Genomic DNA, 13,012 nt, shown 5'->3' with positions numbered 1-13,012 from the left:
GCTGGCCCAGGTGGTGGCTGAGCAGATGGTGCCTTTGCAGGTGCTTGTGCCTTACGCGCGCGGCGACCTGGTGGAACTCTTCCATCGTCGCGGGCGTGTTGAGCTGGAAGAGCACCGCGCCGAGGGGACACTCCTGGTCGGGCGTCTGCCCTCTGCCCTGGCTGGTTACTATGCGCCCTATCGCCTTCAGCAGCGCAGAGGCTTGCTCAAGGTCCCTAGCGTCCGCCCCTAGCCGGTGCGCTGGGGAGGGGTGAATGGGAAAGCAAGAGGAGACTATTCCTGGAAACGTGTCTTCCACTCCCCTGAGCTGGGCCGAGGAGATAGGCTTGTGCTCGCTCACGCTCAGCTCAGGTCTGGTTGCCTTTCAGCTCCTGGATGACCCGATACAGCTCATCGGCGATCTCCTTCATGGCTGCGTCGCGGTCCCTGCTTTCCGTGATAGATTGCCCGGAGCGCGGCAGGGCCTGCAGTTTGCCGAAGGGAGAGCTGGCCAGGTCCGCAGTTGGCCGCAACTTGATTGGGATGATGCGCGCCGTGCCTGCCTCGTGGCGCTGCATAGCCCGCTGCATTTCTTCGTTGTAGCATTGATCGGAGTTCATGTAATCAGGGCTGATGAGCAAGAGAATGATGTCCGCCTGCTCTAGCAAGCGCTGGCTCTCGCTCCGTTCATGCCCCGCGCTTAGCTGCTCGCTGTGGTAGCTTTCAATCAGTTGCTGGCGTCTAAAGGAAGCCAGTTGCTTCTCAAGTCCCTCTCTCAGCTTGCGGTCCCGCTGGCTGCCGGAGTAGGACAGAAAGACCTTGAGGGCTTTGGGGTTCTGCTGGAGCAGCGACTGATATTGGGGACAGCACTGCCCGAGGCGCTGACGTTGCGCGAGTGAGAGAAGTTCCAGCCAGCGGCGGTTTTGCTGGTGTGCGACCAGCTGCTGATTGACAAGGTCGGGAAGTTGCTCAAGGATGACGCGCGCCTGCAGGCCCTGGCCACCACGCTCGCTGTTGAGGCCCAGCGAGTACTGAATCATCCCGCAGACACAACCACTTGCCTCGTCGAGCAGCGGGGACCCGCTCATGCCGGGATCGACCGGGCCACGTTGAAAGGTGATCCACTGGTTCCGTTCGCCGGCTGGCCCGGCGGCGTCGAAAATGAAAGAGGTGCCTCCAGGCACTGAGCCTGGGTAACCATAGGTGTACAGACGGCTGTAGGGCTGCGCCTCCCCGCAGAGCAGGACACAGGGGTGATTCTCAAGAGGGACCTTTAACAGGGCCAGATCCCGATCTGGGGGCGAGTCATCAGCAGACACTGTGGTGATGGCCGCCTCGTAATACCTCTCCTGCCAGTAAATCTGGAGGCTGGACTTTTCCTTGTGAGCAGATTGGATAACATGGGCGCAGGTCAGAATCAGGCCCGGCCCCACAAAGAAGCCTGTACCCCAGGGATGATAGTCGGCGTCGATGCGCACAGTGGCCCACTGGAGGAGCGCCGCTAAGCCGTCGATCATGTTCATTTGTTCCTCTTAGAGTAGATTGTATCGAATGATAGGCGAGCTGCTTCTATTCTAAAGCCGAATCCTGCTCTTCGTAAAGGGTCACGCTTGCCGCTGTCGGCCAGGGCAGCGCGCAGGGTACCTGGCCTGTCAGCAGAAGAGACATGGACGCCCATGAGGAAAGCGTGCTAGACTAGGACCCGAAGCACCATGATAAGAAGAGAAGAAGAAAAAAAGGAGGCGCAAAGCGTGTATCCCTGGTCGCACGACTTCAAAGGGCGCTTTGACGAAGTGACCTTTGAGAGCCAGGTGCTCAAGGACAATCCTCTAGGTGATCCCTATCAGCGCCCGCTCTGGATCTATCTGCCGCCCGGCTATGACGAGCAGCCAGAGCGACGCTATCCCAGCATCTATGTGATTCAGGGGCTGACGGGCCAGCTCGACATGTGGCGCAATCGCTCGGCCTTCCGACGCAACTTCCCGGAACTGGCCGACGAGCTGTTTGCCAAAGGGGAAGCTCCGCCGTGCATCCTCGTCTGGGTCGACTGCTGGACCTCCCTGGGAGGAAGCCAGTTCCTGGATTCCCCCGCTGTCGGACACTACCACACCTATCTCTGCGATGAAATCGTTCCCTGGGTCGATGCTCACTATCGCACCCTGGCGGCGCGCGAGCATCGGGGAATCGCTGGCAAGTCCAGCGGCGGCTACGGCGCTATGGTCACCCCCATGTTACGACCGGATCTGTGGGGAGGTCTGGCGACCCACGCCGGCGATGCTCTCTTTGAGGTCTGTTATCAGCGCGACTTTGCCAAGGTAGCGCGAGCCTTGCGCGATCACTACGGCGGTTCGTACGAACGCTTCTGGCAGGACTTTCGCAGCCGTCCGGCCTTCTCCAAAGAGAGCGATGCTGACCTGCTCAACATCTGGTGTATGGCCGCTTGCTACTCGGCGGATATGGACGGTACAGTACATCTGCCGTTCGATATCGCCACCGGTCAGTTGATCCCCGATGTCTGGGAGCGATGGCTGGCCTGGGACCCGGTGCGGATGGTTCCTTTGCACGCCGAGGCCCTGCGCTCGCTGCGAGCCATCTATATCGATGCTGGCAAGCGCGATGAGTACTATCTCGACCTGGGAGCGGAGGCTTTCCGCCGCGCCCTCGCTGAAATTGGGGTCACTGATGTCTTCTTTGAGCTGTTCGACGGACGACATGGCGGGATCGAATATCGCTATCCGCTCAGCCTGAAATACCTGGCCGAACGGCTCTCCCCATAATCAGCGCCAGATAAGGAAAGTGCTCCCTTCGCTACAGGGGCCAGCTTTGACGCAAGGCCAGGCAAATCCCAATCTGGCGCTGTACGCTGTACTTGCTAGCGCAGGCGGGTAGGCCGGTGGCTTAAGCGCCGAGCGGCCTGCGCAGGTGTCGCCGGGCAGCACTCAAGGCGGAGCGATAGCGCTTCAGCTCGGCCTGACTCTGCGGAGGCGGCACCTGCTCGGGGTCTAGGCCCGCCTTGCGCAGCGCCGCGATCACGGGCCGTAGTTCGAGACCGCACTCACGGATGCGCCAGAGCACAGCCGTCTGTTCGCGGGCTGATAGGCTTCGAATGGCCTGGATATAAAGCGCAAGGCGCTCTTCAGGAAAATCCTGCAACTCGCACTCGTAGGCTGGATCACGCTCCCCTTCGTTAGTGGCAGCACGCTGCTCGCTGAGGGCAAGAACCTCGGGCTGCTCTGGCTCCAGAGGGAGAAGCCGGGGACGACGACGAAGTCGTCGACAGGCATCGCGCGCGCGATTCTGGACAATGACGCGGATCAGCAAGGCCGGTTTGTGCAGTGGCCCTTTCCGACTCACCTTCCAGAGGGCGAAGCGCACCTCCTGACATTCATCCTGATAGAGGGCTTCCAGGTCTTCCCACTTGCTCGAACGGATGCGCGAGAAGTAGTGACGTACCTGAGTCACAACCCGAGCGTCACAGGCGTGTAGCAAGGCTTCATCTTCAGAGTCGCTGTCGTAAACAGAAACTCCGAGCGAAGTTCGTGAGTTCACAAGACTCCTCCTTGACGAACACACAAAGAAGCAAACCTATAACATGTCATACTCTGTCCAGTACTGGAGCCGGCGAACTTGACGGTGTCTCACCTGGTCAGGTCATGTTAATCTGTGCCGTTGGTCGGTCATAGAGATGATCAGCAAGCGATGAATTCGGATGGAGAACAACCAGCTCTGCTCAGGCCGGCCTGTGGCGGGATAGCTGGAGAAGTTGAGCTTATCGCTCGCCAGTTCTATAGCAGATCCCGAGAAGATAGTGAACACTTTGTTGTTCTCTATAGAACAGTATAGAGTGTTCACTCGTGTTTTTCAAGAGGGTTGAGAAGATAAATCTGTGAAAGATTGTTCAGTAATGTACAATTGAGCAGAAAGAGAACGGCGCTCCTCTTTACAGGCGTGCACTTCTGTTCTATACTACCCAGTGGAACGATCAACGTAACCCGCTCTGGTGGGCAGCGAGGAGACTGTAATGGCTGAAAACAGACATGCTCCTGCGACCGCTATTGGGTCCCGTATGCGTCACCTGCGCCAGCAGATGGGCAAGAGCCTGAGCGAGGTGGCTCGCGCGGTAGGCTATTCGAAGAGCTATCTCTCTGCGATTGAAAACAATGTGACCCTGCCCTCGCTCCAGATTGTGCAAGAGTACGAGCGTGCGCTGCAGCTACGCCGCGGCGAACTGGTTGAGGTATTACTGGGCGGGCAATTGGAGCAACTGCCGCGCGGGCGCCGGCGTACCACGCCCTCCTCTCTGGCGCTGCCTGCTACTTCGGTGGTCCTGGACCCCTCGGCTGCCCGTCCGCGCTGTGATCTAGAGGAAGCGCCCTACGTCTCTCGTCTCTATGGCCGCGATGAGGAACAAGAGCTGCTCTGGCGTTGGGTGACGCAGGACCGTTGCCGCCTGATTGCCATTGTAGGCATAGGAGGAGTGGGTAAGACCGCCCTGGCGGCGGCTCTGGTTCAGCGTCTGCGCAGCTCCTCCGATTTTCAAGGCTTGCTCTGGCTATCGCTCCACACCCCCTTGTCCCGTGGGCGTCTGCTCGATCGCTGCCTGCGCTTCCTCAATGGTGAGGAGAAGCACCAGCCGACCCCCCTTCCCGAGAGCGAGGAGGATCGTTTGAAGCTGCTGATTCAGCGGCTGGAGCGAGAGCGGTTTCTGTTGGTTCTTGATGATTTCGACTCGTTGCTGCAGAGTGGTGCTCTGGCGGGCCATTATAAGGGGGATTACAAGGGCTATGAGGAGCTACTCTATCTCTTGGGAAGCCATGCCCTGCAAAGCTGCGTGCTGCTGACCAGCCGCGAGAAGCCCGATGGTATTCCTCTCCAGGAGGGGAAATATGCCCCGGTGCGCACCATGACCCTGGCAGGCGTCTCGCCCGAGGCTGGGCGTTTGTTGCTGGCTGGTGAGGGGTTAGAGGGCGATGATGAGCACTGGGCCGAGTTCATTCGCCGCTATGCTGGCAATCCCCTGGCTCTGAAACTGGTCTCGCCTACCATCCGCGAGGTCTTTGATCGCCAGATTGCTCGCTTCCTCGATCAGGAGGTGCTGGTCCTTCAGGGCATTAAAGATTTGCTTGATAAGCAGTTCGAGCGCTTAACCCCTGATGAACGGGATGTCTTGTACTGGTTAGCGATTGGGCGCGAGGTGGTGACGCTCTCTGAGTTGCTGGAAGATCGCCTGACACGCACTCCCAAGGGAGCGCTGCTTGAAGTACTGAAGTCGCTACGCCATCGCTCGCTCGTCGAGGTGCGCGGGGCCGCGGGCTATACCCTGCAGCCAGTGATCTGTGAATATGTGACGGATCGTCTAGTGCAGCAAGTGGCCGCTGAGATTCTCCAGGAGCAACCTCTCTCGTTGCTGCAAAGTCATGCCCTGCTCAAGGCTCAGGCCCGGGACTACATTCGCGAAGACCAGGTCCGCTCGATCCTTGGTCCACTGGCTCATATCTTGCGCACGGCCAGGGGAGGAAACGGCTGCGAGCAACTGCTGCGCTCATTGCTGGCCCGGCTGGAACGCGGTAGGCCGGGCTATGCGGCTGGCAATATTCTCAATTTGCTCCTCCACTTGCAGTGTGATCTCCGTGGCTGGGATTTCTCAGGTCTGGCGGTCTGGCAGGCTAATTTGCGGGGTAAAGCCTTACCGAACGTCAATTTCGCCTGGGCCGATCTGACTGGCTCGGCCTTCACCGAGATCTTCGGGAGCATTCTATCGGTGGCCCTTAACCATGATGGCTCGCTCGTAGCGCTCGGTACAACTACCTGTGAGGTACGTATCTTCCGCGTCCGCGACTATGCGCCGCTGGTAACCTGCCAGGGCCATGCCGATTGGGTGCGCTCGGTCCTTTTCAGCCCTGATGGGCGTATGGTGATCAGCGGTAGTGAGGATGGGACAATTCGTCTTTGGGATGTGGAGACTGGCCAGTGCCTGCAGACCTTGCGAGGCCATCAAGAACGCATCTATTCGCTGGCCGTTAGCGCCGATGGTCGCCTGCTCGCCAGTGGTAGCGGCGATACTCTGCGTCTCTGGTGCCTTGATATGGCCTCCGGTCTCGCTGAGTGCCAGCGCGAGCTGACTGACCCGGATCAGAGCGGCAGAGTCTATGCCGTGGCCCTCACGCCTGATGGCAAGACGCTGATCAGCGGCGGCGAAGATGGAATCCTGCGCCTCTGGGATGTTGGGAACGGCTCCTGCCGTGCCCGTCTCCCCGGCGCCAACGACAGCATCTGGTCGCTGGCTCTCAGTTTCGATGGTCGCTTGCTCGCCTGCGGCTGCGAGGAGCGCATCATGCTCTGGGACTTGACTTCCCTGGCGCTGCTGGCTTCCTGGGATGCGCACCGTGAGCAGGTCTATGCGCTCTCTTTCAGCAGTGATAGTCGCTTCCTCGCCAGTGCTGGTGGCGATCGCCTCTTGCGCCTCTGGAACGTACGCGACCTCTCTTGTATCAAGACGCTGGAAGGGCACAGCCGGCGTGTCTATTCGCTGGCCGTCAGTGCTGGTGATCGCTTATTGGTCAGTGGAAGCGACGATCAGACGGTGCGTTTCTGGGACCTTGAGCGCGGGCGCTGTATCCGCATGTTGCAGGGCTATAGCAGCCAGGTGCGCACGGTGGCGACCAGCCCCGATGGTCAGCTATTTGCCAGTAGCGGCAATGATGGCCAGGTGCGGCTCTGGGACCTGGGCGAGCTACGCTGCTTACGCGCGATGGAGGGTCATACAGCCAGTGTGTGGACAGTGACCTTCGATGGACAAGGGCGCCTCCTCGCCAGTAGCAGCGAAGATGGCACGGTGCGCCTCTGGCAGGTGGAGACGGGTCAGAGCTTCCGCATTCTCAAGGGCCATGCGGCTCGTGTCTACATGGTGGCTTTTTCTCCCGATGGCTCGCTCCTGGCCAGTGGCGGAGCCGATCGTACATTGCGTATTTGGGAGGTGGCAACCGGTCAGTGCTTGCATATCCTTCGCGAACATCGGGGGCGTGTCTACGCCGTTGCCTATAGTCCCGATGGCCGGCTCCTGGTGAGTGGCGCTGAAGATCAGACCATCTGCCTCTGGGATACCCGCGATTACCGCTGCTTGCGAAAGCTCTCTGGCCATGCTGGGGCGATCTATACGCTGGCCATCAGTCCTGACGGTCGCTGGTTGGCCACGGCAGGCGCTGATCAGCTGGTGCATCTCTGGGATCTGACCCACCTGGAGCAAGGTCTGCCGCGGGCGATTCTGAAGGGGCATCGAGAGCGGATCTGGACGCTCTCCATCAGTCCCGACAGCCGCCTGCTGGCCAGCGCTGGAGATGATCAACTCGTCTGCCTGTGGGACCTAGAGACCGGCGAGCTGCTGAAAATCGTCAATCACTTTGATTATCGCATCCGCGAGATCGCTTTCAGTCGCGGTGTGCAGCCCGTGCTCCTGGTGAGTGGTAGCCACACAGGGACGATTGAGGTCTGGGATGTGGAGCGTGCTCAGTGCCTCCGCGTGTTGCGCAGCGACCGACCTTATGAGGGCATGAACATCTACGCAGCGACCGGCCTCTCGCTCTCGCAGCGCTCTATACTGCGCTCCCTGGGCGCTGTGGAGAATCCAGTGCTTCAACCGAGGCGGGCAGAGTAGGAAGACTGGAGCTGACAGCGCGTGGGTCAGGCGAGATGGTCCGCATCCACTGCCTGCTAAGCCGGCTGATAAACGGTTGGCCCTTGTTGCCCGAAGTATTTTCCGCGGTATTCGCGCAGGCAGGGACTGCTCAACTGATGAATGAAGAGCTGGCAGATGAAGAGGCCGGGATAGAGGACGACTGGGATACTATTGAGGTTGGTGATTTCGAGAGTCAGCACATGGTCGCTACCCGGATCAACATGGCCATCGCCATTGTGTACCTGCAGTCCAGCCCGCGCAATGTCCCCTTTGGTTTCGATGAAGCCTTGGTAACCGTTGGGAATGCGAACCCGCTCCAGGGTGCAGCCCAGGATGAACTCGCCCGGACGCAGCTCGTAGCCGTGATGAGGATCGATCGTAATCTCTTCACTGGCGGGTGGGGCCTTGCCCAGCTCAAGACGCTGTCCGCGATACTTGACGAGACGCGCGCCGAGGCGCAGATCAATGCTGGTTGGCCCAAGCTGCCGCTCCTCCCACGGCTCGACCACCAGCAGACCGGCGACCAGCAGGGCTTTGAGATCTCTATCGCTCAGGATCATGGTGCTCTTCCCGCGGCATGGAGTTGGTCGGCAGGGGAGCCAGGGGACCAAGGAGCCGCTCTGCTGCCATAATATGGCTACAGGTCCCGCGCTCGCGATAAAAGTCGCAGGTGCAGTGCCAGTCTCCTTCTGCATAGCTGATCAGGCGCTCGCCATGTGTCGAGCGCATCTGCAACTTGATCTCTAGCAAGGTGAAACGCTCCGGCTGCTGGGCGTAATTCGCAGCCTTCATTTGCTTGCGCTGTAGTTGCTCATCTTGCATAAGAAACGACTCCTGTCGTGACTGGCAGAGACTACCTGCTCTCCTGTTCCTGCCTGGCGACCGCAGCAGGTTGGCTGAGTAACATGGACAGCTCTCTCTTTATGGTACCTGAACTGTAGTTTGTTCGACAAGTGCGCTGTCCACGGTTATGCGGGTGCACGAAGCCATTCTTCGATCTCCCTCTCCAGGCCAATGCCCAGCAAGTGGCAGAGTGACAGCGCCTCCTGAGCCTGAGAAAGGGCTTCCTGCCGCTGGCCCTGGTACCAGAGGAGGCGGGCCGAGCGAAACTGATTGTGGACGATCCAGAAGCGGTCGTTCAGCTCGCGGGCGAGTTGCATCGACTCTGCGTAGTAGGCGTTGGCTTGCGACAGGTTACCGCGATGGAAGGCCAGCAGACCCAACTGATGGAGCGTAGCCTGTTCGCCTACCCGATCGCCCATCTGCTGGCGCAGGGTCAGACTGAGTAGATAGAGGGATTCGGCTTCATCCAGTTTGGCTGGTTCCTGGCTGCGCAGAGCCAGCTCGTGCTGGAGGCGCCCCTGCTCGTGCAAGGTGCGAGCCAGACCCTCCTGATCGCCCAGCTGTTCGCGCAGTCGTCGAGCTTCGGCGAGCAACTGCACAGCACGCTCGAACTGGTGCCGGCGGTAGGCCAGCCGCCCTAGCTCATGCAACGCGGCTGCTTCCTGCCATAGATCTCTTCTGGCCGTCGCCTGCGCACGCACGGCCTCAAAGCGCTCTGCTGCCTCGTCATAGCGCGTCAGCCGATAGCAGACGCGGCCAAGTTCCAACTCTGCCGCACTGATCAGCGCTGCCTCGGATGATTGCCGGGCCAGCCGCAGACTGGCTGCCACATCCTGGTAAGCCGGCTGGTACTCCGCCAGGCGATAGCGACAGATACCGCGCTGGAGCAGGAAGCGCGCTTCCTGCAGAGGCTGCTTGAGCTGCTGTGCGGCCTCTAATGCTACCTCCAGGATCTGCAGCGCCTGTTTCAGCTGGTGGCGCTTCAGCAGTGGTGCTCCTCTCTCTCCTACCAGTTCTTCTGCCAGGGTAAGCAGATCCTGCCACAGACCCAGGGTGCGTGCCCTCTCAACCGCCAGGGCAATGTTGTCCCAGTCAAACAGCACCTCAGCCTCTACTCCTTCTTTTGATTGATATGCTTCTATATAAAAGAGGAGATGGCGGCGCTGGTATTCGGCGCGTTTTTCTTGAGACAGGGCCTGCCAGCAATGAAGACGCAGGTAATCGCTGACCAGGGGATGCATGCGACACTGCAGGCCGCCGGGGCCTTCTGCCCGTTCCAGGATAGCGGCGCGCTGGATCGCTTCCAGAGCCTCATTTTGCTGTTGCCAAAGGCTCTCACCTGGTTGGGGGAGCCTACCGGCCTGGATAAAGCGCCAGGCGGATTCAGAGGAGGCTTCAGAGAAGACCGGCCAGCATTCGAGGAACTGGCTAGCCAGCGGCGACTCTCTGGTCACGCGGGCGATCGTTAAATGCAAGAGTTGCTCCATTTGCTGGAGAGGTTTACCGGAGAGCTGTCGGAGCTGAGTGGCCAGCTCCTGCCAGGGAATGCCCAGCTGGAGGGCCGAGGTAGCCAGGGTCATGAGCTTGGGGTGGTAGTAGCAGAGGCGTGGCAGCTCTTGCAAGCGGCGGCCCAGCTGCACGCGAGCGATCTCCTTGCCGCCCAGGCGCTCTTCGACGAACTCGTAGGCCGCCTGCGCGGGGAGCTGGCCCACGGTGAGCCAGTTGCTCTGCAGCAGTTGATCGAATTCGGGGCGACGATGGCGCATGAGCAGGAGCGCCCGGCCTCCCAGAGAAGTGTCCCAGGCGCTCAGCAGGTCGCAGAGGTCCTCGACCTCCGCCGGCGTCGCCTCTTCCAGATCATCCAGGACGAGCAGGAGTGGACCGCGTCCCATCTCGTAAAGAGCGAGGCCGCGCTGGCGGCTGCCGCTGGCTTCCTCTAAGCCCCAATCAAGATGGGCCAGCAATCCGACGAAATCGAACGGACGCATCCGGCGCAGCGAGGCATAGGCAATGCCGCGTGTGAAGCGCCAGCTAGAGCGATGGGCCAGTTCAATCGCCAGGGTTGACTTACCGCTGCCGGCCAGGCCGATCAGGCCGATGAAGGGGGAGGGGCCACTACTCAGAAGCTCGGCCAGACGTTGCAGTTCGTGGACGCGATCGCAGAAGCTGCGCGCTCGCGCAGCGGGCAGGTTGTGGGGTGGCTCACAGGGGAAATACTCAGGATCGCCCACAGGCAGGGCCGGGCGTAATGGCTCCTCGGCGCCGGGGCCGAGCAAGGTCACTACCTGATCCTGAGCCGATAGCAGGCGCGGCTCCCGCTGCAGGGTTCTCCGTATGAACTCCAAAGCCTCTTTCAGGCTGGTGCCACGGGCCAGCGCTGCATAGAGCGAGCTGGCCAGCACGGTAGCTGTCTCACTATGCAACTGGCGGGTTGTTGCCATCACTGCTGGCACACCCTCCCTGACCAGCTCATCGCCCAGGAGCTCGCTGTTGCAGCTATTAAGCACCACCAGCCCCACCCGTGTATCCTGAAAGAGAGCCGCTAACTCAGCGGCGGCTACCCAATCGCTGCTCCCGTCTTCCTGCTCAAGCTGCAGCTTGCTGCTGCGGGCGTGGCCAATAATGTGGACGATGTCAAAAGGGCGGGCGTGTAGTGTGGCCTGCAAGAAGCGCCAGGTCGGTGGATGCAAGCGGATGAGAGCCGCTGGCACGCGCGACCACAGAAGCTGGCGGTAGATCTCCTGAATCTCCAATTCGGCGTTGATCCGCACTGGCTCATCGATTGGCGAACTGACCACCAGCAAGATACGCAAGCGCTCCCCCGCCCGTTCCCAGGCTTCGATAGGGCTACTGGCCGGTCGATAGCTGCGGGCCTTATGGATCGTCTCCATCATCCGATATCCCTCCCCAGCGGAGCGATAGTGCTGGACCTCACTCTGCCCGACTGGCGACCAGGGCGCCAGTCACAGCGATCTCCTTTCGAACACACCTCGCAACAGATCAGGTCTTTTTCTGTTGCTCTTTCTCCTCCCCTCTCATTAGCATACCTTGCTCGCTCAGTTTTTGCTGCAGAGAGGTGACCAGCTGCTCAGTCAGCTGATCGCGATTGGTAGGGGTGAGTTCCAAGAGGTGGGTAGCGGGTCGTCGCTTCAGCTCATCGGCCCAGGGATAAGGCCGCAGAACGATAGTGCCGACGAGTGTCCGGGGACTCTCCAGAACGGCGCTGACGGCTTCACGAAAGGCCGGCGAGAGCAGTTCCATAGGCCCGATCTCATCGATGATGACTACGGGACGTGTCTGGAGAGCATTCTGGATGGCTGCCAGGCCCAGCGACTCCAGGGCCGTCAGATCGACGCCGTAGCGGCCCACACGGAGCGGACCACTATAGCTCGTGCTGGCGAGCAGGCCGCGCTGCCCGTCGAGGGTGACGATTTCAAAACCGGTGCGCTGGCCAGAGACACGCACCTCCTCGGTATAGAAGCCGCCGCAGCGCTCGGGCCCAAGCGCCGCAACCACCTTCTTGATAGCGGTCGTCTTACCACTTCCTGGCTCTCCCGTGAGCAGGTAGACCTCTCCCATCTCGTTATTCCTTCCTCTTCTCCTTACCAGACCAGCGCTCTGGTGGTCTCAAGAGCGGCAGGCGGGCCAGGCTCAGGCGCCCATTCAGGACCGGGTGCTGGCGACCTCGGGTGAAAGCGACAACTGCCATCGCTACACGATCGTAGAGAGTGCTCAAGCTGATCGTGCGCTCCTCTGGCTCGTCGGGGCCGGAACCGGAGGCTTCTGGACCGCTCAGGGCCTGTAACAGGAAATAGGTGAAGATACCCTGGCGTAGCCTCCCGTCTTCTCCAGCAACCTCATCGTCGTCGCAGGCAGCCAGAATAATCCGCCCTTCTCCAAGGGGGAGATCCTGCAGCCCGGGTACGAACGCTGCCGGGCCGCGCACCTCTGTGCGGCGACTGTGCAGGAGCGGCCCCTCAAAGGTGCGCCCCCCAGCCCGCCCGCTGAAGCAGGTATCGAGGATGACCACTACTAGCCGTGCTGGAAGCCGCTCTAGCAGCCGAATCAGGTCGTGTTCCAGGTCCAGACCTGTCGCGAAGATCGCGTCATACTCGGTATCGTGAGCGATCAAATAGCGCGAAAAGCGGTCTGGGGCTTCGCTGGTCTCCGGGGAACCATGACCGGCGAAGTAGAGCAGGACCACATCTTCGCGCCTCGCCTGTCGCGGTAGATACTCGCCAATGACGGTAACAATGGCCTTGCGCGTGGCTTGCTCGTCAATCAGGAGCCGTAAACTGAGATCCTCTGCTGCCAGACTGCCGGCAAGCTGACCGTAGAAACGCTCGGCATCGCTAGCTGCATACTGCAGTGCACTGATGCGGGCATCCTGATACCGGTTAATGCCAACGAGAACGGCGTGTAGTTTCATGAGGCTGCGCTTGCTACTCCGATCGCTGCCAGTTCCTATTGCTGCCGCGATAGAATAATACATCTTGTAAATAAATTGTATTAATT

The 13,012-nt window shown here is 60.3% G+C and carries 9 protein-coding genes and 1 pseudogene; 3 read left to right on the top strand and 7 right to left on the bottom strand.

Going from position 1 to position 13,012, the window contains the following annotated elements; genetic code table 11:
- Positions 1-232 (top strand): annotated as a pseudogene (locus IRZ31_RS15355) (hypothetical protein); the annotation flags it as partial.
- A 115-nt stretch (positions 233-347) separates the two neighbouring features.
- Here IRZ31_RS15355 and IRZ31_RS15350 read toward each other — a convergent pair.
- Positions 348-1,496 (bottom strand): trypsin-like peptidase domain-containing protein, encoded by a 1,149-nt coding sequence (locus IRZ31_RS15350; protein ID WP_297155169.1) that lies wholly within the window; start codon positions 1,494-1,496, stop codon positions 348-350.
- Positions 1,497-1,730: 234 nt separating this feature from the next.
- On the opposite strand from IRZ31_RS15350, the gene IRZ31_RS15345 reads away from it, so the two are divergent.
- On the top strand, positions 1,731-2,756 hold the full coding sequence (locus IRZ31_RS15345; protein WP_297155167.1) for an alpha/beta hydrolase-fold protein: 1,026 nt from the start codon (positions 1,731-1,733) through the stop codon (positions 2,754-2,756).
- A gap of 121 nt (positions 2,757-2,877) precedes the next feature.
- On the opposite strand, the gene IRZ31_RS15340 is transcribed toward IRZ31_RS15345, so the two are convergent.
- On the bottom strand, positions 2,878-3,528 hold the full coding sequence (locus IRZ31_RS15340) for a hypothetical protein (protein WP_297155165.1): 651 nt from the start codon (positions 3,526-3,528) through the stop codon (positions 2,878-2,880).
- A gap of 472 nt (positions 3,529-4,000) precedes the next feature.
- Between IRZ31_RS15340 and IRZ31_RS15335 the strand changes: the two genes are divergently transcribed.
- Positions 4,001-7,633, top strand: coding sequence for a helix-turn-helix domain-containing protein (locus IRZ31_RS15335; protein WP_297155163.1), 3,633 nt, complete (start codon positions 4,001-4,003; stop codon positions 7,631-7,633).
- A gap of 56 nt (positions 7,634-7,689) precedes the next feature.
- Here IRZ31_RS15335 and dcd read toward each other — a convergent pair whose 3' ends face one another.
- From dcd to IRZ31_RS15310, 5 genes are all read right to left on the bottom strand, one after another.
- Positions 7,690-8,214: a dCTP deaminase gene (dcd, locus tag IRZ31_RS15330; RefSeq protein WP_297155161.1), complete on the bottom strand. Its 525-nt coding sequence runs from the start codon at positions 8,212-8,214 to the stop codon at positions 7,690-7,692.
- The gene (locus IRZ31_RS15325) at positions 8,198-8,476 is read right to left on the bottom strand and encodes a hypothetical protein (RefSeq protein ID WP_297155158.1); all 279 of its coding nucleotides are present in this window, start codon (positions 8,474-8,476) and stop codon (positions 8,198-8,200) included. The genes dcd and IRZ31_RS15325 overlap by 17 nt, the downstream gene beginning before the upstream one ends.
- A gap of 146 nt (positions 8,477-8,622) precedes the next feature.
- The gene (locus tag IRZ31_RS15320) at positions 8,623-11,391 is read right to left on the bottom strand and encodes a CHAT domain-containing protein (protein ID WP_297155156.1); all 2,769 of its coding nucleotides are present in this window, start codon (positions 11,389-11,391) and stop codon (positions 8,623-8,625) included.
- Between the two features lie 106 nt (positions 11,392-11,497).
- Positions 11,498-12,076: an NTPase gene (locus tag IRZ31_RS15315; RefSeq protein ID WP_297155155.1), complete on the bottom strand. Its 579-nt coding sequence runs from the start codon at positions 12,074-12,076 to the stop codon at positions 11,498-11,500.
- Between the two features lie 4 nt (positions 12,077-12,080).
- Positions 12,081-13,012 (bottom strand): caspase family protein (locus IRZ31_RS15310; RefSeq protein WP_297155153.1); only part of this gene is annotated, 932 nt, incomplete at its 5' end.

Source organism: Thermogemmatispora sp. (assembly GCF_019683635.1).
Lineage (GTDB): Bacteria > Chloroflexota > Ktedonobacteria > Ktedonobacterales > Ktedonobacteraceae > Thermogemmatispora.
The sequence above is the reverse complement of the archived record's forward strand: the minus strand, read 5'-3'. Positions and strand labels throughout refer to the sequence as shown.